Source organism: Pseudorhodoferax sp. Leaf274 (assembly GCF_001422445.1).
Lineage (GTDB): Bacteria > Pseudomonadota > Gammaproteobacteria > Burkholderiales > Burkholderiaceae_C > Pseudorhodoferax.
In genome coordinates this window covers 109,134-130,340 of sequence record NZ_LMNA01000005.1, presented here as the reverse complement: position 1 = coordinate 130,340, position 21,207 = coordinate 109,134, and the positions used below count along the sequence as shown (strand labels likewise).

The window sequence follows — 21,207 nt, the reverse complement described above, 5'->3', positions numbered from 1 at the left end:
GCGCCAAGCTTAGGCGGGGGCTGCAGGGCTTGTCCAAGCCCGGCAGCAGCTGGTTCGTGCCTTATGCACATCATGCATAGGCCGCCGGCGGAGCGCCTGGCTACTGCGTGAACTGCAGCGCGGCAAGGCGCGCATAGGTGCCGCCGGCCGCCACCAGCGCGGCGTGCGTGCCCTGTTCGACGATGCGGCCGTGCTCCAGCACCACGATGCGGTCGGCCTGCTGCACGGTGGCCAGGCGGTGGGCGATGACCAGCGTGGTGCGGCCCTGCATGGCGCTCTCCAGCGCCGCCTGCACCATGCGCTCGCTCTCGGCATCCAACGCGCTGGTGGCTTCGTCCAGCAGCAGCAGCGGCGCGTTCTTGAGCATGGCGCGCGCGATCGCGATGCGCTGGCGCTGCCCGCCCGACAGGCGCACGCCGCGTTCGCCCAGGAAGCTGTCGTAGCCTTGCGGCAGGGCCTCGATGAAATCGTGCGCGAAGGCGGCGCGGGCAGCGGCCTCGACCTCGGCGTCGCTGGCCTCGGGCCGGCCATAGCGAATGTTCTCGCGCGCGCTGGTAGAGAACAGCACCGGATCCTGCGGCACGATGCCGATGCGGCCGCGCAGTTCGTCCAGCGCCATCTCGCGCGTCGCCACGCCATCGAGCAGGATGTGGCCGCGCTCCTGGTCGTAGAAGCGCAGCAGCAGCTGGAACACCGTGCTCTTGCCGGCACCGCTGGCACCGACCAGGGCCACGGTCTCGCCTGGCGCCACGGCCAGGCTGAAATCGCTGAGTGCAGCCTGGGCCGGGCGCGAGGGGTAGTGAAAGCCCACGTCGGCCAGCTCCACGCGGCTGCCGCCGTTGCGGGCGGGCGCCGGGGCCGGCCGTTGCGGCGAGGCGATCGGCGAGCGCATGTGCAGCAGTTCCATGAGGCGCTCGGTCGCGCCCGCTGCGCGCAGCAGGTCGCCATACACCTCGCTCAGTGCGCCGAAGGCGCCCGCCAGGATGATCACGTAGACCACGGTCTGGCCCAGGTGGCCGGCCGAGATGTCGCCGCGCATGACGGCCTGCGTGCCCTGGTAGAGGCCCCACAGCAGCGCGGCCGAGGTCGCCGTGATGATGAAGGCCACCAGCACGGCGCGCGCGCGCGTGCGCCGCACGGCCGTGTTGAAGGCGTTCTGCGTGGACTGCGTGAAGCGCGCGGCCTCGCGCCCCTCTGCCGTGTAGCTTTGCACCACGGGAATCGCGTTGAGCACCTCGGCCGCGATGGCGCTGGAATCGGCCACGCGGTCCTGGCTCGCGCGCGAGAGCTTGCGCACGCGCCGGCCGAACCACATGGTCGGCGCCACCACGAGCACCAGGATGCCCAGCACCTGCGTCATCACATAGGGATTGGTCCAGACCAGCATGCCCAAGGCGCCCGCGCCCATCACGGCGTTGCGCAGGCCGACCGACAGCGAAGAGCCGACGACGGTCTGCACCAGCGTGGTGTCGCCCGTCAGGCGCGACAGCACCTCGCCGGTCTGCGTCGTCTCGAAGAACTCCGGGCTCTGCCGCACCACGTGCGCGTAGACGGCGTTGCGCAGGTCCGAGGTCACGCGCTCGCCCAGCCAACTGACCACGTAGTAGCGGCCGGCCGAGAACAGCCCCAGCGCGGCGGCCACGGCGAACAGCTCGAAGAAGTGCGTGCGCAGCGCCACCAGGCGGGCGCCGGTGTCCTGCGGCGTGGTGCCGCCACTGACCAGGCCGTTGTCGATCAGGCTGCGCAGCGCCAGCGGGAACACCAGCGTGGCGCCGGCGGCCAACACCAGGAACAGCGCGGCCAGCGCAATGTGGCCGCGGTAGGGCGTGAGGAACGGCAGCAGGCCACGCAGCGACCGCGGCGAGCCCTTGGCCGGCTCGGCCGCCGAATGTGCAGAAGAAGGCATGGGGCGAGAGTGTAGCCAGACTGGACTGTAGAAATTGCCATGACAAAAACAGCCTTGACAATATTTGCCTAGGCAATTAAATTCGCGGCCCATGGACGAACGACCCTCGCGCATCCCGATGCCGGCCGCCGCCGGTCGCCCGCCGCCGGCCGACTTCTACACGCCGAACAGCTACAACCCGAGCGACAGCGTGGGCTACCTGATGCGCCGCATCCTGTCTTCCGTGGCCTCTGCGGTCGAGCGCGAACTCGAATCCACCGGCCTCACGCACGCGCAGTGGATCCCGCTGTTCAAGCTGGCCGTGCACCCGGGCGGCGCCACCGTGGCCGAGCTGGCGCGGTTGTGCGAGCTCGACGCTGGCGCCATGACGCGGCTGCTCGACCGGCTGGAGGCCAAGAACCTGTGCCAGCGCGAGCGCTCCTCGGAAGACCGGCGCGTGGTGCGCCTGGCGCTGACCGAGCAGGGCAAGGCCGTGGCCGAGCAGATTCCCGTGGCGCTGAGCCGCGTGCAGAACGCCTACCTCGCCGGCTTCTCGCGCGAGGAATGGCTGCTGCTCAAGAGCTTCCTCTCCCGCATCCTGGACAACGCGCAGCAGGGCTGCGCTGGAAAGAAGAACGCATGACTCCCGCTTCAACCCTGCGCCTGACTTTGGGCGCGGCCCTGGTGCTGGCGCTGGCCGCCTGCGCCAACCCCTCCGGCATCGCGCCGCAGGCCCAGTTGCGCGAGGCCGCTGCGGTCGGCGTGCCGTCGGCCACGGCGGCCACGGTGCCCGCCGTCGAGACCGCCTGGTGGCGCGCCTACGGCGACCCCGCGCTCGACAGGCTGGTCGACCAGGCCCTGGCCGGCAGTCCCAGCCTGGGCCTGGCGCAGGCGCGGCTCGCGCGCGCCACGGCCGTGGTCGAAGTGGCCGACGCTGCCTTGCTGCCGCAGCTGGGCCTGGGCGCGGATGTCACGCGCCAGCGCTACACCGAGAACGGCGCCGTGCCCGCGCCGCTGGCCGGCTCCGTGCGCAATTCCGGGCTGCTGCAGCTGTCCAGCAGCTGGGAGATCGACTTCTTCGGCAAGAACCGCGCCGCGCTCGACGCCGCCCTCGGTGGCGCGCGTGCCGCCGCGGCAGACGCCCAGGCGGCGCGCGCCATGCTGGCCGAGCAGATCGTGCGCGGCTGGCTGCAACTCGCCCGCGCGCAGGACCAGCTGGCCGTGGCCGAACGCACGCTGGCCCAGCGCGGCGAGCAGCTCACCCTTGTGCGCGACCGCCTCGACGCGGGCCTGGACACGCGGCTCGAACTGCGCCAGGCCGAGGGTGGCCTGCCCGAGGCACGCCAGCAGATCGAGGCCTTGCGCGAGCAGATCCAGCTGTCGCGCCACGCGCTGGCCGCGCTCGCGGCGCAGCCGCCCGCAGCGCTGCAGGACGCCGCACCCTCGCTCGCCCGGCTGCAGGCGCCCAGCCTGCCGGCCGTGTTGCCCGCCGACCTGCTGGGCCGCCGCGCCGACGTGCAGGCTGCGCGCTGGCGTGTCGAAGCCGCCACGCGCGACGTGGACGCCGCGCGCGCGCAGTTCTATCCCAACATCAGCCTGACCGGCTTTGCCGGCCTGTCCAGCATCGGCCTGAACAACCTGGCGCAGGCCGGCAGCCTGCAATGGGGCATCGGCCCGGCGCTGCGCCTGCCGCTGTTCGACGCGGGCCGGTTGCGCGCCAACCTGCGCGGAAAGGCCGCCGATGTCGATGCCGCGGTGGAGAGCTACAACGGCGCCATCGTCGGTGCCGTGCGCGAGGTGGCCGACCAGCTCGTCTCGGCACGTTCGGTCACGCTGCAGCAGCAGGAGCAGCGTTCCGCCCAGGACGCCGCAGAAGGCGCCTATGCCATCGCCAGGCAGCGCTACGGCGCGGGCCTGGGCAACTACCTGCAGGTGCTGACCGCCGAATCCAACGTGCTGGCCCAGCGCCGCCAGCAGGTCGAACTGGCCGCGCGCGCGCTCGACGTGCAGGCGCAGCTGGCCCATGCGCTGGGCGGCGGCGTCACGGTCGACCCCGCCCCCGTCGCCCCGCTGGCACAGAACACGGCGCGCTGAACCGTCTTTCCCTCCAGAACCCCTTTCGCCATGAACACCACTACAACACCCGCCGCCGCTTCCGACACCCCCGCTCCCGGCAAGCGCAAGAAGGCCCTGACAGCCATCGCGGCCGTGGTCGTCGTCGCCGGCCTGGGCCTGGCCGCCTACGAATGGCTGGTCGCCAGCCACTACGAGGAAACCGACAACGCCTACGTGCAAGGCAACCTCGTGCAGATCACGCCGCAGATTGGCGGCACCGTGATGGCCATCCTGGCCGACGACACCGACCGCGTGCAGGCCGGCCAGCCGCTGGTGCAGCTGGACCCCGCCGACGGCCGCGTGGCGCTGGAGCAGGCCGAGGCCCAGCTCGCGCAGACCGTGCGCCAGGTGCGTACGCTGTACGCCAACAACGGCGCGCTCGCAGCCCAGGTGTCGCTGCGCGATGCCGACATCACGCGCGCACGCACCGAGATCGGCCGCGCGCAGAGCGAGGTGGCCCGCGCCAACGACGACCTGAATCGGCGCCAGTCGCTCTCGGGCAACGGCGCCGTCTCGCGCGAGGAACTCAACCACGCCCAGACCACGCTGGCCAACACCAGGAGCGCGCTCGCGGCGGCCGAGGCCGGCGTGCAGTCGGCACAGGCCGCGGCCGCCGCCGCGCGCGAGCAGCTGGCCAGCAACCAGTCGATGACCGAAGGCACGAGCGTGGAGCAGCACCCCAGCGTGCTGGCCGCCGCCGCCAAGGTGCGCGAGGCCTGGCTGGCCACGCAGCGCGCGGCATTGCCCGCGCCGGTCTCGGGCTACGTGGCCAAGCGCAGCGTGCAGCTGGGCCAGCGCGTGGCCGCGGGCACGCCGCTGATGTCGGTGGTGCCGCTGGACCAGCTCTGGGTGGATGCCAACTTCAAGGAAGTGCAGCTGCGCAACATCCGCATCGGCCAGCCCGTCAGGCTGACGGCCGACGTGTACGGCAAGAAGGTCGAATACAAGGGCGAAGTGTCGGGCCTGGGCGTGGGCACGGGCGCGGCGTTTGCGCTGCTGCCGGCGCAGAACGCCACCGGCAACTGGATCAAGGTGGTGCAGCGCGTGCCCGTGCGCATCGCACTCGACCCGCAGCAGGTGGTGGCCAACCCGTTGCGCGTGGGCCTGTCGATGGACGTGACGGTGGACGTCACGCACAAGGATGGCCGCACGCTGGCCGAGGCACCGCGCAGCGCGCCGCTGGCGGCCACGGCCGTCTACGCGGCCGACGCACGCGGCGCCGACGAGCAGGTGCGCCGCGTGATCGCCGCCAACGTCGGGCCGGCCCTGCGTGCCAGCCAGTCCCCCGTGGCCCGTGCGCCCGCGCGCGCCGCCTCCACGCAGACGGCCCAGGCCGCGCACTGAGGACGGCAGGTCCGCAGCTCCATGAGCACTGCCACCTTCGTCCGCCCGCAGCCACTGCAGGGCAGCGCCCGCATGTGGGGCACGGTCGCGCTGTCGGCCGCGACCTTCATGAACGTGCTGGACACGTCCATCGCCAACGTCTCGCTGCCGGCCATCGCCGGCGACCTGGGCGTCAGTCCCAACCAGGGCACCTGGGTCATCACGAGCTTCGCCGTCGCCAACGCCATCGCCGTGCCGCTTACGGGCTGGCTCTCGCAGCGCTTCGGCCAGGTTCGCCTGTTCGTGGCCAGCGTGCTGCTGTTCGTGCTGGCCTCCTGGGCCTGCGGGCTGGCGCCCACCATGCCCACGCTGATCGCGCTGCGCGCGCTGCAGGGCTTCGTCGCCGGACCCATGATCCCGCTGTCGCAGGCGCTGCTGCTGTCCAGCTACCCACCGGCGCTGGCGGGCACTGCCATGGCCATGTGGGCCATGACCACGCTGGTCGCGCCCGTGATGGGGCCGCTCCTGGGCGGCTGGATCACGGACAACATGTCCTGGCCCTGGATCTTCTACATCAACGTGCCGGTGGGCCTGCTGGCCGCCTTCGGGGCCTGGCGCATCTATGCCAGCCGCGAGAGCCAGACGCGCAAGCTGCCCATCGACGCCATGGGCCTGGCGCTGCTGGTGGTCTGGATCGCCTCGCTGCAAATGATGCTGGACCTGGGCAAGGAGTACGACTGGTTCCACTCCGACCTCATCGTCGGCTTGGGCGTGGTGTTCGTGATCGCCTTCGCTGTGTTCCTGGTCTGGGAGCTCACGGCCGACCACCCGGTGGTCGACCTTCGGCTGTTCGCGCGGCGCAACTTCTGGGGCGGCACGCTCGCGACCTCGGTGGCCTACGGCCTCTTCTTCGGCAACGTGGTGCTGCTGCCGCTGTGGCTGCAGCAGTACATGGGCTACACCGCCACCGATGCCGGGCTGGTGACTGCACCCGTGGGCCTCATGGCCATCATCCTGTCGCCCATCGTCGGCAAGACCGTGCACAAGGTCGACCCGCGGCGCTACGTGACCTTCGCGTTCCTAACCTTCGGCCTGGTGCTGTGGCTGCGCTCGCGCTTCTCCACGCAGGCCGACATGGTCACCATCCTGGTACCGACCGTGATCCAGGGCATCGCGATGGCGTTCTTCTTCATCCCGCTGACCACGATCACGCTGTCGGGCATCGCGCCCGACCGCATCCCCGCGGCATCGGGCCTGACGAACTTCGCGCGCATCACGGCGGGCGCCATGGGCACCTCGATCGCCACCACCGTCTGGGAAAGCCGCGCGGCGCTGCACCATGCGCAGCTCGTGGAATACGTGCAGCGCGGCAGCGAGGCCACGCAGCAGGCGCTGCAGGTCTACCGCAGCGCCGGCATGAACGCCGACCAGGCGCTCGCGCAGCTCAACCGCGTGGTCGACCAACAGGCCTTCATGCTCGCGGCCAACGACGTGTTCTATGCCTCGGCCGCGCTGTTCATGCTGTTGATTCCGCTGGTCTGGCTCACGCGTCCGCAGCGTGGCGGGGCGGGTGGCGCGGAGGCCGCGGCGGGCGCGCACTGAGCGTCTTTTGTCAGCTTCGCGTCAAGCTTGCCGGCCGGGCGACAGTGCCCGGCCGTTTTGCTTAAAAAACAAGCAATTTCGCAGTGCAGCATTGGCGTTTGTCCTAGTGCTTCGCGCCAGAGCGCCCTCGTACAGTCCGCCGCAGTGCAAGGCCGCGAACGGTCGTGCGGACGAACCAACGCGGCGATTGCGGAAGGCTAGGCGAAATTGGCGGACATCATTCTGCAGACCAGGGACCTCACGAAAGAGTTCAAGGGCTTCACCGCCGTCAGCAAGGTCAACCTGGCGGTGCAGCGCGGCAGCATCCACGCGCTGATCGGACCCAACGGCGCCGGCAAGACCACCTGCTTCAACCTGCTGACCAAGTTCCTCGAACCCACCACGGGGACCATCACCTTCAACGGCCACGACATCACGCGCGAGCAGCCGGCCCAGATCGCCCGGCGCGGCGTGATCCGCTCGTTCCAGATCTCGGCCGTGTTCCCGCACCTCACGCTCATGGAGAACGTGCGCCTGGGCCTGCAACGCAAGCTCGGCTGGTCGTTCCATTTCTGGAAGAGCGAGAAGCAGCTGGACCGCCTCAACGGCGAGGCCGTGGCCCTGCTCGACCAGGTGGGCCTGGCGGACATGGCGGACGAGGTCACCGTCAACCTGCCCTATGGCCGCAAGCGCGCGCTCGAGATCGCCACCACGCTGGCCATGGAGCCCGAACTCATGCTGCTGGACGAGCCCACGCAGGGCATGGGCCACGAGGACGTGGACCGCGTCGCGCAACTCATCAAGAAGGTCTCCCAAGGCCGCACCATCCTCATGGTCGAGCACAACATGGGCGTGGTCTCCACCATCGCCGACACCATCACGGTGCTGCAGCGCGGCGCGGTGCTGGCCGAGGGCCCGTATGCCGAGGTCTCGCGCAACCGCCAGGTCATGGAGGCCTACATGGGCACCGTGGACGGCGAACTGCAGGGGGCGCACTGATGTCTGCGCCCGCTCTGGAGATCAAGGGCCTGCAGGGCTGGTACGGCGAGTCCCATGTGCTGCACGGTGTCGACATGGTCGTGCAGCCCGGCGAGGTCGTCACGCTGCTGGGCCGCAATGGCGCCGGCCGCACCTCGACCATGCGCGCCGTGCTGGGCCTGATCGGCCGCCGCGTGGGCTCGGTGCGCATCCATGGCACCGAGACCATCGCCATGCCCACGCACCGCATCGCGCACCTGGGCGTGGGCTACTGCCCGGAGGAGCGCGGCATCTTCGCCAGCCTGTCGTGCGAAGAGAACCTGCTGCTGCCCCCGCAGCTCAAGGGCATGGGCGCGGGCATGTCGATCGACGAGATCTACACCATGTTCCCCAACCTCGCCGAGCGCCGCAACAGCCCCGGCACGCGGCTGTCGGGCGGCGAGCAGCAGATGCTGGCCGTGGCGCGCATCCTGCGCACCGGCGCCAAGCTGCTGCTGCTCGACGAGATCTCCGAGGGCCTGGCGCCCGTCATCGTGCAGGCGCTGGCGCGCATGATCACCACGCTGCGCGCCAAGGGCTACACGGTGGTCATGGTGGAGCAGAACTTCCGCTTCGCCGCGCCGCTGGCCGACCGCTTCTACGTGATGGAGCACGGCCGCATGGTGGAGCATTTCGCCGCAGCCGAGCTGCAACAGAAGATGCCCGTGCTCAACGAGCTGCTGGGCGTTTGACCCGCTTTCCGGACCACAACCGCTAGGAGACAGCCATGCACCGCACCCTGACCACGCTCTGCCTGTCGCTCGCCGCCGCAGGTTTCGCCACCGGCGCCGCGGCCCAGGTCAAGATCGGCCTGATCACCGACATGTCCAGCCTGTACTCCGACGTGGAGGGCAAGAACGGCGCGATGGCGATCCAGATGGCCATCGACGACTTCGGCGGCAAGGTGCTGGGCCAGCCCATCGAACTCATGACGGCCGACCACCAGAACAAGGCCGACATCGCCGCCAGCAAGGCACGCGAGTGGATCGACACGGCCGGCCTCACCATGGTGTTCGGCGGCACCAACTCGGGCACCGCGCTGGCCATGGCCAAGGTGGCGCAGGAGAAGAAGCGCGTCTACTTCAACAACGGCGCCGCCACTTCGGCGCTGACCAACGAGCAGTGCAGCCCCTACACGGTGCACTACGCCTACGACACCGTGGCGCTGGCCAAGGGCACGGGCGCCGCGGTGGTCGATGCCGGCGGCAAGAGCTGGTTCTTCCTGACGGCCGACTACGCCTTCGGCCACGCGCTGGAGGCCGACACCACGCGCGTCGTCAAGGAGAAGGGCGGCACGGTGGTCGGCGCGGTGCGCACGCCGCTGAACGCATCGGACTTCTCGTCCTTCCTGCTGCAGGCGCAGAACTCCAAGGCGCAGATCCTCGGCCTGGCGAACGCCGGTGGCGACACCATCAACTCGATCAAGGCGGCGCGCGAGTTCGGCATCAACAAGACCATGAAGACCGCGGGCCTGCTGGTGTTCCTGTCGGACGTGCACAGCCTGGGCCTGCGCAACACCGAAGGCCTGCTGCACACCACCAGCTGGTACTGGGACTTGAACGACCAGACGCGCGCCTTCGCCAAGAAGTTCTTCGACAAGGCCAAGCGCATGCCCACCGACGTGCAGGCCGCCGACTATTCCGCCACCACGACCTACCTGAAGGCCGTGCAGGCCGCCGGCAGCGTGGATGCCGACAAGGTCATGGAGCAGCTCAAGAAGACGCCCGTCAACGACTTCTTCGGCAAGGGCCAGATCCGTGCCGACGGCCGTTTCGTGCACGACATGTACCTGGTCGAGGTGAAGTCCCCCAAGGAATCCACCAAGCCCTGGGACTACCTGAAGGTCGTCAAGACGCTGCCGGGTGAGCAGGTGTTCACCACCAAGGCCGAGACCAAGTGCGCGCTCTGGAAGTGAGCGCCGTCCCGCATTTCCTTTTCCGTTCCCGAGATTGACCATGACCGCCAAGTTCCCGCTCTCCGCCCTGATGTTCGCCACCTTGCTCGCCACCGGCGCGGTGCAGGCCCAGGCCCAGGACAAGGTCCGCATCGGCTTCATCACCGACATGTCCAGCCTGTACGCCGACGTGGACGGCAAGAACGGCGCGACCGCGATCCAGATGGCCATCGACGACTTCGGCGGCAAGGTCAACGGCCTGCCGATCGAACTGCTGTCGGCCGACCACCAGAACAAGGCCGACATCGCCGCCAGCAAGGCGCGCGAGTGGATGGACACGCAGAACCTGTCGATGCTGGTGGGCGGGACCACCTCGTCGGCCGGCCTGGCCATGGCCAAGGTGGCGCAGGAGAAAAAGCGCGTCTACATCGTCAACGGCGCTGGCAGCTCGGCACTGACCAACGAGCAGTGCAGCCCCTACACCGTGCACTACGCCTACGACACCGTGGCGCTGGCCAAGGGCACGGGCAGCGCGGTGATCGCGCGCGGCGACAAGAACTGGTTCTTCCTGACCGCCGACTATGCGTTCGGCGCGGCGCTGGAAGCCGACGCGTCCAGGGTCGTCAAGGAGAAGGGCGGCACCGTGCTCGGCAGCGTCAAGCATCCGCTGAATGCCTCGGACTTCTCGTCCTTCCTGCTGCAGGCGCAGAACTCCAAGGCCCAGGTGCTGGCGCTGGCCAACGCCGGTGGCGACACGCAGAACGCGCTGAAGGCGGCCAAGGAGTTCGGCATTGACAAGACCATGAAGATGGTCGGCCTGCTGGTGTTCGTGACCGACGTGCACAGCCTGGGCCTGAAGAGCACCTCCGGCTTGCTGCTCACCACCAGCTGGGACTGGAACCTGGACGACAAGACGCGCGCCTTCGGCAAGCGGTTCTTCGAGAAGACCAAGCGCATGCCGACCGACATCCAGGCCGCGAACTACTCCGCCGCGACGACCTACCTCAAGGCGGTGCAGGCGACCAAGACGCTGGATGCCGACAAGGTCATGGAGTACATCAAGAAGACCCCGATCGACGACTTCTACGCCAAGGGCGTGGTGCGGCCGGACGGCCGCTTCGTGCACGACATGTACCTCATGCAGGTGAAGACGCCGGCCGAGTCCACGCAGCCCTGGGACTACTACAAGGTCGTGGCGCGTCTCAAGGGCGACGAGGTCTTCACGACCAAGGCCGAGTCCAAGTGCGCACTCTGGAAGTGACCTGACCGCTTCATGACGATCTCCCTGCCTGCCCTGCTGAGCCAGCTGCTGCTGGGCCTGGTCAACGGCTCGTTCTACGCGATCCTGAGCCTGGGCCTGGCGGTGATCTTCGGCCTGCTCAACGTCATCAACTTCGCGCACGGCGCGCTGTTCATGATGGGTGCCATCGTGACCTGGATGGCGATGAACTACTTCGACATCAGCTACTGGGTCATGCTGGTCGCCGCGCCGCTCATCGTCGGCGTGTTCGGCGTGCTGATCGAGCGGCTGCTGCTGCGCTGGATCTACAAGCTCGACCACCTGTACGGCCTGCTGCTCACGCTGGGCCTCACGCTGCTGATCGAGGGCGCGTTCCGCTCCGCCTACGGCGTCTCCGGCCTGTCCTACGACACGCCGGAGGCGCTCACGGGCGCGACCGACATGGGCTTCATGATGCTGCCCAACTACCGCGCCTGGGTGGTCGTGGCCTCGCTGGTGGTGTGCTTCGCCACCTGGTTCCTGATCGAGAAGACGCGCATCGGCGCCTACCTGCGCGCGGGCACCGAGAACCCGCGGCTGGTCGAGGCCTTCGGCGTCAACGTGCCGCTCATGATCACGCTGACCTACGGCTTCGGCGTGGCGCTGGCGGCATTGGCCGGCGTGCTGGCCGCGCCCGTGATCCAGGTCTCGCCGCTGATGGGGCAGAACCTCATCATCGTGGTGTTCGCCGTCGTCGTGATCGGCGGCATGGGCTCCATCATGGGCTCCATCCTCACGGGCCTGGGCCTGGGCGTGATCGAGGGGCTGACCAAGGTGTTCTATCCCGAGGCCTCGTCGACCGTGGTCTTCATCATCATGGCCGTCGTGCTGCTGATCCGCCCTGCGGGCCTGTTCGGGAAAGAGAAATGAGCAAGAGCTCCTGGGGCTATCTCCTGTTGTTGCTGGCGCTGGTCGCCGCGCCCTTCGTGGGGGCCTATCCGGTCTTCATGATGAAGCTGCTGTGCTTCGCGCTGTTCGCCTCGGCCTTCAACCTGCTGCTGGGCTACACCGGCCTGCTGTCGTTCGGCCATGCGGCCTTTCTGGGCGGCTCGGCCTATGTGGCCGGCCATGCCATGAAGGTCTGGGGCTTCACGCCCGAGGTCGGCCTGGTGCTGGGCACGGCCACGGGCGCGCTGCTGGGCTGGCTGTTCGGCCTGCTGGCCATCCGGCGCCAGGGCATCTACTTCGCGATGATCACGCTGGCGCTGGCGCAGATGGTGTTCTTCGTGGCGCTGCAGGCCAAGTTCACGGGCGGGGAAGACGGCCTGCAGGGCGTGCCGCGCGGCAGCCTGTTCGGCGTGTTGTCGCTGGCGGACGACCTGACGATGTACTTCGTCACGCTGGCCATCGTGGTGCTCGCCTTCGTGCTTATCGTGCGCACCATCCACTCGCCCTTCGGCCAGGTCTTGAAGGGCATCAAGGAGAACGAGCCGCGCGCGATCTCGCTGGGCTACGACACGCACCGCTTCAAGCTGCTGGCCTTCGTGCTGTCGGCCGCGCTGGCGGGGCTGGCCGGTTCGCTCAAGACGCTGGTCCTGGGCTTCGCCACGCTGACCGACGTGCACTGGACGGCGTCTGGCGGCGTGATCCTGATGACGCTCGTGGGCGGCCTGGGCACGCTGTCGGGTCCGCTGGTGGGCGCGGCCGTGGTGATCCTGCTGGAGAACAAGATCGGCGAGATGGGCCACGGGCTGGCCGGGCTGACCGGCATCGAGTGGTTCAACACGCTGGGCGAATCGGTGACCATGGTCACCGGGCTGATCTTCGTGGTCTGCGTGCTGGCCTTCAGGCGCGGCATCATGGGCGAAATCATCGCGCTGCTGCAGCGGCGCAAGAAGGCCTGAACGGCCCGGGCGTGCCGGGCTACAGCCGCAGCCGCTGCGCGTAGCCCGTCATCTCCAGGTAGCCGCGGCCGACCTGCTGGCCCTGCGCATCGAGCAGGTCCGACAGCCCCTCCCAATAGATCGCGCCGGTGGAGCCCCGGCTGTCGAGCTCCTGCGCATCCAGCAGCGCGCGCACGGTGAAGTTGCCGCCGGGCGTGCCGACCTGCCACTCCACCGGGTAGCGGGCACGGCTGTCCGGGCTGGTCCACCAGCGCCGCGGCGTGAACACCACCTCGCCCTGGCCGAAGACGCGCGCCGGCTGGCCTGCCGCGCGGAACGAGCCACCATCCCACAGCCCCGTGCCGTCGGCGCGGCGCAGGTGGAAGGCCGTCAGCGCGCTGCCGTCGAACAGGTTCATGCCGATCCAGTCCCAGCCCACGGCCTCGGGATGCATCAGCGCCTCGCTCCATTCGTGGTCGAGCCAGGCCCGGCTGCGCAAAGCCGGATCGGGCGCTGGCTGCGCGTCGATGGCGAAGCGCCGGCCCTGGAGCACCAGGGCGCCCGTCACCGCCAGTTGCGGCACGCTGTAGTAGTAGCTGGCCTGGGCCGGATCGGGCCCCTTGCGCGACAGGCCTTCACGCCCCTGCAGCAGCAGCGGCTGGGTCTCGGCGAAGCGCAGGTGCAGGCCGAAATCCTGCGCCGGCAATTCGGCGGTGAGCGCGCCGTCGGGCGCGCGCGCCAGTTGCCAGTCCTGCAGCCGCACGCCGGTGTCGGTCTCGCTGGCCTCGGCGATGCCGAAGCCGGCCCGCGCGATGCGCTGGTCGTGCCAGAGCTTCCTGCCGTCCAGGTCCGTGATGGCCGCATGCGCGAACAGCAGCTGCCGGGCCGCGAAGCGCGAGCGCAGCGGCTGCGCGGCGTCCACGCGCGAGCGGAAGAAGGTCAGCTGGAAACCGAACACACGGCCGCCGCTCGCGGCCTGGCCCGTGATGTACCACCACTCGGTGCGCAGACCGGGGTGGCTGCCCAGGTCGCGCGGGAACTGCAGAGCCAGCGGGGGCAGGGCATGGGCCGGCTGGGCGGATTGGGCCGCCGCCAGGGCGGCCAGCAACAGGGTGCGGCGGTGCATCACCGGCACGATACACAAGCGGGCGCTAGCCGCCCCACAGCAGCCGGCTGGCGACCCAGCCGCGCTGGCCGCCTTCGCGCTGCACCTGCACCCAGTCGCCACGCCGCGCGAGCCGTTGCACGATCTCGCCGCGCTCGATCCTGCCCAGCAGCCTGCCGCCCGTGCGCGGCTGCGCGCGCAGGTTGGCCACGGATGCGCGCACGACCTTGTGCGTGCTCTTGCCGGTGAGGCTGCGATGCACCCAGCCGGTGTCGCGTTCGAAGTCGCGCACCTGCAGCCACTCGCCGCGGCGCGCCAGCACCTGCAAGGGGTAGCCGCGGCTCAGCGACCATTGCACGGCGTGCTGCGTGCCGGGCCCGGAGCGCATGTTGGCCTCGCGGGCCGTGACGCTCACGTACTGCTGCGCCCAGGCGCCGAAAGCTTGCAGCGCGAGGACTGCGACGAAGATGCGGAGAACGGTAGGGAATGTGAAAGACATGGCACAGGGGGAGGTACCTGTGCGGACCAAAGTTCCCGGTCGTTACATCTTTGCCCCGACGGCCCTTGGTCGCCGCACGGCGCCGCGGGGGAGCGCACGCTGGAATTCAGGAGGCCGGCGTGGCCGCCCTTCGCTGCCGCACCGCCTCTGCCAGCTGCCGCAGCACGGGCTCGGTCTGCGCCCAGCCGATGCACGCATCCGTGACCGACACGCCATAGCGCAATGGCTCGCCGGGCTTGAGGTCCTGCCGGCCTTCCTCCAGGTGGCTCTCGATCATGAGGCCGGTGATGCGGCGCTCGCCGGCGGCGATGCGGCGCGCCACGTCCTCGGCGACCACGATCTGGCGCGCGTGCTGCTTGGACGAGTTGGCATGCGAGCAGTCCACCATGAGCTGTTCGCGCAGGCCCGCCTTCTGGAGCACGGCGCAGGCCGCGTCCACATGCTCGGCGTCGTAGTTCGGCCCCTTGTTGCCGCCGCGCAGGATGGCGTGGCAGTCGGGGTTGCCGCGCGTCTCGAAGATCGCCGCCTGGCCCATCTTGGTCATGCCCATGAAGGCGTGCGGCGCGCGCGCCGCGACCATGGCGTCGGCCGCGATCTGCACGCCGCCGTCGGTGCCGTTCTTGAAGCCGATCGGGCAGCTCGAACCCGAGGCCAGCTGCCGGTGGCTCTGGCTCTCGGTGGTGCGCGCGCCGATGGCGCCCCAGGCGATCAGGTCGGCGATGTACTGCGGGCTCAGCAGGTCCAGGAACTCGTTGCCCGTGGGCAGGCCCAGCGCGCCGACTTCCAGCAGCAATTCACGCGCCTTGCGCAGGCCTTCGTTGATGCGGAAGCTGCCATCGAGCCGCGGGTCGTTGATGTAGCCCTTCCAGCCGACGGTGGTGCGCGGCTTCTCGAAGTACACGCGCATGACCAGCAGCAGTTCCTTCTCGACCTTGGGCTGCAGCGCCTTCAGGTGCTGCGCATAGGCCATGGCCTGGCCGTGGTCGTGGATGGAGCAGGGGCCGGTGACGACGACGAGCCGGTCGTCGCGGCCGTGCAGGATGTCGGCGATCGCCAGCCGGCTTTGCTCGACCAGCGTCTGCACGGCCGGTGGCACGGGCAGCTCGTCCAGCAGCAGCGCGGGCGAGATCAGCGGGCGCACGGCGGAGATGCGCACGTCGTCGATGCGGGTGGTGTCCTGCGTGCTGTCGCGCGCGCCGGCTTCCTGGTCGCGGGTGGGGTCGTCGATACGGTTCATGGAGGCGGGCCTGTGGTTGCGGTTGCGGGAGCGCCGCTCAAAGGCGGAAGTTGGCGACCTGCCGGACCAGGCGCTGGGCCTGGTCGCGCAGGCTTTCGGCCGCTGCACTGCTTTGCTCCACGAGGGCTGCATTTTGCTGCGTGCTCTGGTCGAGCTGGGCCACGGCCGTGTTGATCTGCTGTACGCCCTGCGCCTGCTGGCGCGAGGCGGCGGCAATCTCGGCGATCAGCCCGGAGACGCGGCCCACGCTGCCCAGGATGTCGCCCATGGCGCGGCCGGCTTCTTCGGCCCGGGCCGCGCCGTCCTGCACCTGCTCGCCGCTGGTGCCGATGAGCGCCTTGATCTGCTTGGCGGCCTCGGCGCTGCGCTGCGCGAGCTGGCGCACCTCGCTGGCCACCACGGCGAACCCGCGCCCCTGCTCGCCGGCACGTGCCGCCTCGACCGCGGCGTTGAGCGCCAGGATGTTGGTCTGGAACGCGATGGAGTCGATGGTGTTGGTGATGGCCCCGATGGCGCCGCTGGCCTCGCGGATCTGCGCCATCGTCCCGACCAGCTGCTGCACCGTGGCATGGCCCTGCTGCACGGCCTGGTCCGAGGCCTGCACCAGCTGGCTGCCCTGGGCCGCGGCGTCGGCGGTCTGGTTCATGGATGCGGTCAGCTGCTCGAGTGCGCCGGCGGTCTCTTCGAGCTGGCTGGCCGACTGCTCGGTGCGGTGCGCCAGGTCGCGGCTGCCGGAGCTGACTTCGGCGCTGGCCGTGTCCACGCCCGCGCTGACGGCCCGCACCTCGGTGATGGTGCGCGCCAGCTGCATGCGCATGCTGTCGATGCCGCGGGCCAGCAGTCCCAGGTCGTCCTGGCGTCCCGTGGGCACGGGCCGCGACAGGTCGCCCTGCGCGATGGCCGCCACCTGGTCGTTGAGCTGCAGCAGCGGCTGGCCGACCATGCGCTGCAGCAGCAGGCGCATGCCCAGCCCCGTCAGCACGACGGCCGCCAGCATCAGGCCCCAGAGCCATCCCAAGGTGGCGTTGTGGGCCGCCAGCGCCTGCGCGCGCGAGGCCTCGGCCACGACCCACCAGCCTGTGGCCGTGCTGCGCACGGCGACGCTGACCGGATCGGCGCGCGCCGGGTCCTGCACGGCCACCGGCTCCTGCAGCACGCCATCCGGCGCGGCGGCCAGGGCGGCCACCAGGCGCTCGGCCTGCGGCGCGGGCAGCAGCTCGGCCAGCTTGCGGCCCTTGGCGCTCGGGTGCGCCAGCAGCACCGCATCGGCCGGCGTGCGGCCCGGGTCCAGCAGGTACATGCCGCCGCCGCCGAGGAAGCGCTTGTCCTCGGTGAGCGAAACCAGCTCCTGGCGCAGGCCCTGCATGTTGAAGCCGATGAACAGGATGCCCACCACCTGCCCGGCGGCATCGCGCACGGGCTGGTAGCGCGACATGTACGGTACGCCGAACAGCGTGGCCGGGCCCACGTAGCTCTCGCCCGCCATCATGCGTGCGTAGGCCGGGTGCTGCAGGCCCAGCAGCGTGTCGACGGCGCGGTTGCCGTCCTGCTTGGTCAGCGAGGTGGCCACGCGCAGGAAGTCGTTGCCCTGGCGCGCGAAGATCGTGGCCACGCCGCCGGTGGTGCGCGCGAAGCGGTCCACGCGCTCGAAGTCGCCGGCCAGCGGCTTGCCGTCCAGCATCAGCTGGCCCGGGCCCTGGAGCGTGAAGTCGCCGCGGTACTCGGCGCCGAGCACCTCGTAGAGCTTCTGCGCCGATGCGCGGGCCGTGCGGTCCAGCGCATCGGCGATGTGGGCGACCGCGCCGGCCTCGCTGGCCATGTAGTCCAGCGTGCGCTGGAAGGCCTGCTGGGTCAGCACCCAGGACAGGACGCCGCAGATGGCGACCAGCATGGACGCGATGGCGGCGCTGGCCAGCAGCGAGACGCGCCTGGCGATGCGGATGCGGGGGACGGAATGTGTGGACATGGCGACACCTCTTACTGGTCGGGCGCGCTCGCCGGCGCCTCGATTGGCGCCGTGCAGTGTAGGGGGCCGCATCGACGGCGCACGGGGAACAACCCGCACGCCGCGGGACGTCAGCCCAGCCGCGCGCGGTGCCGCGCGATCTGGGCCTTCACCTGGGCCGGCGCCGTGCCGCCCAGCGTGCTGCGCGCCTCCAGCGAGCCGCGCAGGCTCATCACGTCGAACACGTCCTTCTCGATGGCCGGGTGGAAGCCCTGCAGCACGGCCAGCGGCAGCTCCGACAGGTCGCAGGCATGGGACTGCGCGGCCTTCACCGCATGTGCCACGGTCTCGTGCGCATCGCGGAAGGGCAGGCCTTTCTTGACCAGGTAGTCGGCCAGGTCGGTGGCGGTGGCATAGCCGCGCGCGGCGGCCTGCTGCATGGCCTCGGGCACCACGGTGATGCCGCCCACCATCTCGGCGAAGATGCGCAGCGTGTCCTTCAGGGTGTCCACCGTGTCGAACAGCGGCTCCTTGTCTTCCTGGTTGTCCTTGTTGTAGGCCAGCGGCTGGCCCTTCATGAGCGTGATCAGGCCCATCAGGTGGCCGACCACGCGGCCGGTCTTGCCGCGCGCGAGTTCGGGCACGTCCGGGTTCTTCTTCTGCGGCATGATGGAACTGCCGGTGGTGAAGCGGTCGGCGATCCTGATGAAGCCGAAGTTCTGGCTCATCCACAGGATCAGCTCTTCGCTGAAACGGCTGATGTGCACCATGGCCAGGCTGGCGGCGGCCGTGAACTCGATGGCGAAGTCGCGGTCGCTCACGGCGTCCAGGCTGTTCTGGCAGACCTCGTCCATGCCCAGCGTCCTGGCCACGCGCTCGCGGTCCAGCGGGTAGCTGGTGCCGGCCAGCGCCGCGGCGCCCAGCGGCAGGCGGTTGACGCGGCGGCGCACGTCGGCCATGCGCTCGGCGTCGCGCGCGAACATCTCCACGTAGGCCAGCATGTGGTGGCCGAAGCTCACGGGCTGGGCCACCTGCAGGTGCGTGAAGCCGGGCAGGATCACGTCCACGTTCTGCTCGGCGATGGCCACCAGCGCCTTCTGCAGGTCGGTCAGCAGGCCGGCGATCAGGTCGATCTCGCCGCGCAGCCACAGCCGCACGTCGGTGGCGACCTGGTCGTTGCGGCTGCGGCCGGTGTGCAGGCGCTTGCCGGCGTCGCCGACGAGCTGCGTGAGCCGCGCCTCGATGTTCAGGTGCACGTCCTCCAGGTCGAGCTTCCACTCGAACTGGCCGGCCTCGATCTCGGTCGTGATCTGGGCCATGCCCTTCTGGATGGACGCCAGGTCGTCGGCACCGATCACCTTCTGCGCGGCCAGCATCTCGGCATGCGCCAGGCTGCCTGCGATGTCGGCCTGCCACAGGCGCTTGTCGAAGAACACGCTGGAGGTGTAGCGCTTGACCAGGTCGCTCATGGGCTCGGAGAACAGCGCGGACCACGCCTGGGATTTCTGGTCGAGTTGGTTGTGGGACATCGGATGCCGTCGTCGCAAGAGGAGAGGGGAGCAGGCTGGAGGCGGGCTGTGCCGCCGCGCCGGACGGTGCACCATAATCGAACGCCGCCCGCAGCCTGCGCATGAAGGATCCGCAAATTTTATCGACCTTCCAAGAGCCCGCCGCCCCGCCGCAGCGGGGCCGCACGAGTTCTGTCCTGGTCTTCGACGCCTGCCACCCGGGCGTGGTGCTGCGCGCCATCCTGTTCGTGGAAGCCGTCATGGCCGTGGGCGCCATGTTCGGCAGCGACAACCCCCTGCAATGGGTCGAGCGGCTCGCCCTGCTGACCGCCGGAGCCCTGCCGGCCACGCTGTTGTGGCTGCTGCTGGCCTGCAGCTTCAAGCACCGCCTGGGCCGCCTGGGCCGCCAGGCGCATTACCCCGTGGGGGTGGTGCTGGGCGCGCTGGCGGGGGTGGTCGCCTGCGCCGTGCTGGCCGGCATCGGCGTCACGGCCAGTCCGCCCTGGCTGGCCAGCGCGGTCACCGGCCTGCTGCTGTCGGTGCTGCTGGTGGCCGGGCTAGGCCTGCGCGCGCGTGCCCGCACGCCGGCCGCCACGGCGGCGTTGCTGGCCGAACTGCAGGCGCGCATCCGGCCGCACTTCCTGTTCAACACCTTGAACAGCGCAATCGCGCTGGTGCGCGCCGAGCCGGCCAAGGCCGAGGCGCTGCTGGAAGACCTGTCCGACCTGTTCCGCCATGTGCTCAAGAACCCTGGCGAGTCGGTGACCCTGGGCGAGGAGATCGCACTGGCCGAACGCTACCTGGCCATCGAGCAGGTGCGCTTCGGCAACCGGCTGCGGGTGCAGTGGTCGCTCGACCCGGCGGCCGACCAGGTGCGCCTGCCGCCGCTGCTGCTGCAGCCGCTGGTGGAGAACGCCGTCAAGCACGGCGTGGAGCCCAGCGACAGGGGTGCCGACATCCGCATCGCCAGCGAGCGGCGCGGCGAGACGGTGCGCATCACCGTCGTCAACACGGTGCCGGCCGGGCAGGGCGCCAGCGGCCACGGCGTGGCGCTGGACAATGTGCGCACCCGGCTCGGGCTGCTGCACGACGTGCGCGGCAGCTTCCGGGCGGGCCTGCGCTACGGTGTGTTCCGCGTGCGCATCGAAGTGCCGGCCTGAGCCAGAACGAGAAACGGAAGAAGCATGGCCCTGCGTGTGTTGATCGTGGACGACGAACCCCTGGCGCGCACGCGGCTGCGCACGCTGCTGGGCGACTGCAATTCGCCCTCGGCGCTGGTCTGCGGCGAGGCCGGCAACGCCACCGAGGCGCTGGCCCTGCTGCAGCGCGAACGCTTCGACCTGGCGCTGCTGGACATCCACATGCCCGGCAGCGACGGCCTGGTGCTGGCCAACACGCTGCGTGCGTTGCCGGCACCGCCGGCCGTGGTGTTCGTGACGGCCTATGCCCAGCACGCGCTGCAGGCCTTCGACGTGGAGGCCATCGACTACCTGACCAAGCCCGTGCGCCTGCAACGGCTGCAGCACGCGCTGCAGAAGGTCGAGCGCCTGCGCGGCCTGGCCGGGCAGCCGGCGGACGCCGACGCCGACGCCTTCATCCTGATCCAGGACCGCGGCCGCACCGAACGCGTGCCGCTGGCCCAGATCCTGTACCTCAAGGCCGAACTCAAGTACGTGACCGTGCGCACGCTGGCCCGCAGCTACATCCTGGATGGCGCCCTGAACGAGCTGGAGACGCGGCACCGGCAGCACTTCGTGCGCGTGCACCGCAATGCGCTGGTGGCGCGCAAGGCGCTGCGTGCGCTCGAGAAGCACCACGATCCCGAGGAGGGCGAGGGTTGGGCCGTGCGCCTGCATGGCCTGGACGAGCCGCTGGCCGTTTCGCGCCGCCAATTGGCCGCGGTGCGCGAGGTGCTGGCCGGCTGATCCCGTGCGATAGAAGGCAGGTTTCGGTCAAGTCTTCCCCCTAAACTGCGTGCGGATTTGTGCGCCAGTTG

18 protein-coding genes are annotated in these 21,207 nt (G+C 70.0%); 12 read left to right on the top strand and 6 right to left on the bottom strand.

Features of this window, described 5'->3' with window-relative positions; all coding sequences use genetic code 11:
- Window positions 1–100 precede the first annotated feature (100 nt).
- Window positions 101–1,906 carry an ABC transporter transmembrane domain-containing protein gene (locus tag ASF44_RS09870; RefSeq protein WP_056899044.1) on the bottom strand — a complete coding sequence of 602 codons (1,806 nt, stop codon included), beginning with the start codon at window positions 1,904–1,906 and terminating at the stop codon, window positions 101–103.
- A 91-nt stretch (window positions 1,907–1,997) separates the two neighbouring features.
- On the opposite strand from ASF44_RS09870, the gene ASF44_RS09865 reads away from it, so the two are divergent.
- The 10 genes from ASF44_RS09865 to ASF44_RS09820 all read left to right on the top strand — a co-directional run bounded on the left by ASF44_RS09865 (window position 1,998) and on the right by ASF44_RS09820 (window position 12,938).
- Complete coding sequence (locus ASF44_RS09865; protein ID WP_056899043.1) at window positions 1,998–2,528, top strand: MarR family winged helix-turn-helix transcriptional regulator; 531 nt, start codon at window positions 1,998–2,000, stop codon at window positions 2,526–2,528.
- Complete coding sequence (locus tag ASF44_RS09860) at window positions 2,525–3,979, top strand: efflux transporter outer membrane subunit (protein ID WP_056899042.1); 1,455 nt, start codon at window positions 2,525–2,527, stop codon at window positions 3,977–3,979. The genes ASF44_RS09865 and ASF44_RS09860 overlap by 4 nt, the downstream gene beginning before the upstream one ends.
- Before the next feature lie 30 nt (window positions 3,980–4,009).
- Complete coding sequence (locus tag ASF44_RS09855) at window positions 4,010–5,344, top strand: HlyD family efflux transporter periplasmic adaptor subunit (protein WP_056899041.1); 1,335 nt, start codon at window positions 4,010–4,012, stop codon at window positions 5,342–5,344.
- Window positions 5,345–5,365: 21 nt separating this feature from the next.
- A complete protein-coding gene (locus ASF44_RS09850) occupies window positions 5,366–6,925 on the top strand; it encodes a DHA2 family efflux MFS transporter permease subunit (RefSeq protein WP_056899040.1) in 1,560 nt (519 codons plus the stop codon).
- Window positions 6,926–7,132: 207 nt separating this feature from the next.
- Entirely contained in the window at window positions 7,133–7,903 is a 771-nt protein-coding gene (locus tag ASF44_RS09845) for an ABC transporter ATP-binding protein (protein ID WP_056899039.1), read from the top strand.
- Complete coding sequence (locus ASF44_RS09840) at window positions 7,903–8,613, top strand: ABC transporter ATP-binding protein (protein WP_056899038.1); 711 nt, start codon at window positions 7,903–7,905, stop codon at window positions 8,611–8,613. The genes ASF44_RS09845 and ASF44_RS09840 overlap by 1 nt, the downstream gene beginning before the upstream one ends.
- A 35-nt stretch (window positions 8,614–8,648) precedes the next feature.
- Window positions 8,649–9,836, top strand: a complete 1,188-nt coding sequence (locus ASF44_RS09835; protein ID WP_056899037.1) for an ABC transporter substrate-binding protein — start codon at window positions 8,649–8,651, stop codon at window positions 9,834–9,836.
- Between the two features lie 40 nt (window positions 9,837–9,876).
- A complete protein-coding gene (locus ASF44_RS09830; protein ID WP_056899036.1) occupies window positions 9,877–11,076 on the top strand; it encodes an ABC transporter substrate-binding protein in 1,200 nt (399 codons plus the stop codon).
- Between the two features lie 12 nt (window positions 11,077–11,088).
- Window positions 11,089–11,964: a branched-chain amino acid ABC transporter permease gene (locus ASF44_RS09825; RefSeq protein ID WP_056899035.1), complete on the top strand. Its 876-nt coding sequence runs from the start codon at window positions 11,089–11,091 to the stop codon at window positions 11,962–11,964.
- Window positions 11,961–12,938 carry a branched-chain amino acid ABC transporter permease gene (locus ASF44_RS09820; protein WP_056899034.1) on the top strand — a complete coding sequence of 326 codons (978 nt, stop codon included), beginning with the start codon at window positions 11,961–11,963 and terminating at the stop codon, window positions 12,936–12,938. Before ASF44_RS09825 ends, ASF44_RS09820 begins: the two co-directional genes overlap by 4 nt.
- A 19-nt stretch (window positions 12,939–12,957) precedes the next feature.
- Here ASF44_RS09820 and ASF44_RS09815 read toward each other — a convergent pair whose 3' ends face one another.
- From ASF44_RS09815 to argH, 5 genes are all read right to left on the bottom strand, one after another.
- Window positions 12,958–14,043, bottom strand: a complete 1,086-nt coding sequence (locus ASF44_RS09815) for a lipocalin-like domain-containing protein (protein ID WP_056899033.1) — start codon at window positions 14,041–14,043, stop codon at window positions 12,958–12,960.
- Window positions 14,044–14,068: 25 nt separating this feature from the next.
- Window positions 14,069–14,521 carry an SH3 domain-containing protein gene (locus tag ASF44_RS09810; protein WP_056899032.1) on the bottom strand — a complete coding sequence of 151 codons (453 nt, stop codon included), beginning with the start codon at window positions 14,519–14,521 and terminating at the stop codon, window positions 14,069–14,071.
- A 106-nt stretch (window positions 14,522–14,627) separates the two neighbouring features.
- A complete protein-coding gene (locus ASF44_RS09805) occupies window positions 14,628–15,758 on the bottom strand; it encodes a 3-deoxy-7-phosphoheptulonate synthase (RefSeq protein ID WP_056899031.1) in 1,131 nt (376 codons plus the stop codon).
- Window positions 15,759–15,795: 37 nt separating this feature from the next.
- Complete coding sequence (locus tag ASF44_RS09800; RefSeq protein WP_056899030.1) at window positions 15,796–17,724, bottom strand: methyl-accepting chemotaxis protein; 1,929 nt, start codon at window positions 17,722–17,724, stop codon at window positions 15,796–15,798.
- Between the two features lie 110 nt (window positions 17,725–17,834).
- Window positions 17,835–19,232 carry an argininosuccinate lyase gene (gene argH, locus ASF44_RS09795; protein WP_056899029.1) on the bottom strand — a complete coding sequence of 466 codons (1,398 nt, stop codon included), beginning with the start codon at window positions 19,230–19,232 and terminating at the stop codon, window positions 17,835–17,837.
- A gap of 101 nt (window positions 19,233–19,333) precedes the next feature.
- On the opposite strand from argH, the gene ASF44_RS09790 reads away from it, so the two are divergent.
- Both ASF44_RS09790 and ASF44_RS09785 read left to right on the top strand, forming a co-directional pair.
- Window positions 19,334–20,371, top strand: a complete 1,038-nt coding sequence (locus tag ASF44_RS09790; protein WP_056899028.1) for a sensor histidine kinase — start codon at window positions 19,334–19,336, stop codon at window positions 20,369–20,371.
- A 24-nt stretch (window positions 20,372–20,395) separates the two neighbouring features.
- Complete coding sequence (locus tag ASF44_RS09785; protein ID WP_200930586.1) at window positions 20,396–21,136, top strand: LytTR family DNA-binding domain-containing protein; 741 nt, start codon at window positions 20,396–20,398, stop codon at window positions 21,134–21,136.
- Window positions 21,137–21,207: the final 71 nt, after the last annotated feature.

Bases quoted from the DNA above. Each gene is read 5' to 3' on its own strand.
- ASF44_RS09810 (WP_056899032.1), bottom strand. From the start codon at position 14,521: ATGTCTTTCACATTCCCTACCGTTCTCCGCATCTTCGTCGCAGTCCTC.
- ASF44_RS09830 (WP_056899036.1), top strand. From the start codon at position 9,877: ATGACCGCCAAGTTCCCGCTCTCCGCCCTGATGTTCGCCACCTTGCTC.
- ASF44_RS09805 (WP_056899031.1), bottom strand. From the start codon at position 15,758: ATGAACCGTATCGACGACCCCACCCGCGACCAGGAAGCCGGCGCGCGC.
- ASF44_RS09865 (WP_056899043.1), top strand. From the start codon at position 1,998: ATGGACGAACGACCCTCGCGCATCCCGATGCCGGCCGCCGCCGGTCGC.
- ASF44_RS09820 (WP_056899034.1), top strand. From the start codon at position 11,961: ATGAGCAAGAGCTCCTGGGGCTATCTCCTGTTGTTGCTGGCGCTGGTC.
- ASF44_RS09800 (WP_056899030.1), bottom strand. From the start codon at position 17,724: ATGTCCACACATTCCGTCCCCCGCATCCGCATCGCCAGGCGCGTCTCG.
- ASF44_RS09785 (WP_200930586.1), top strand. From the start codon at position 20,396: ATGGCCCTGCGTGTGTTGATCGTGGACGACGAACCCCTGGCGCGCACG.
- ASF44_RS09840 (WP_056899038.1), top strand. From the start codon at position 7,903: ATGTCTGCGCCCGCTCTGGAGATCAAGGGCCTGCAGGGCTGGTACGGC.
- ASF44_RS09850 (WP_056899040.1), top strand. From the start codon at position 5,366: ATGAGCACTGCCACCTTCGTCCGCCCGCAGCCACTGCAGGGCAGCGCC.
- ASF44_RS09870 (WP_056899044.1), bottom strand. From the start codon at position 1,906: ATGCCTTCTTCTGCACATTCGGCGGCCGAGCCGGCCAAGGGCTCGCCG.
- argH (WP_056899029.1), bottom strand. From the start codon at position 19,232: ATGTCCCACAACCAACTCGACCAGAAATCCCAGGCGTGGTCCGCGCTG.
- ASF44_RS09835 (WP_056899037.1), top strand. From the start codon at position 8,649: ATGCACCGCACCCTGACCACGCTCTGCCTGTCGCTCGCCGCCGCAGGT.
- ASF44_RS09860 (WP_056899042.1), top strand. From the start codon at position 2,525: ATGACTCCCGCTTCAACCCTGCGCCTGACTTTGGGCGCGGCCCTGGTG.
- ASF44_RS09855 (WP_056899041.1), top strand. From the start codon at position 4,010: ATGAACACCACTACAACACCCGCCGCCGCTTCCGACACCCCCGCTCCC.
- ASF44_RS09825 (WP_056899035.1), top strand. From the start codon at position 11,089: ATGACGATCTCCCTGCCTGCCCTGCTGAGCCAGCTGCTGCTGGGCCTG.
- ASF44_RS09815 (WP_056899033.1), bottom strand. From the start codon at position 14,043: ATGCACCGCCGCACCCTGTTGCTGGCCGCCCTGGCGGCGGCCCAATCC.
- ASF44_RS09790 (WP_056899028.1), top strand. From the start codon at position 19,334: ATGAAGGATCCGCAAATTTTATCGACCTTCCAAGAGCCCGCCGCCCCG.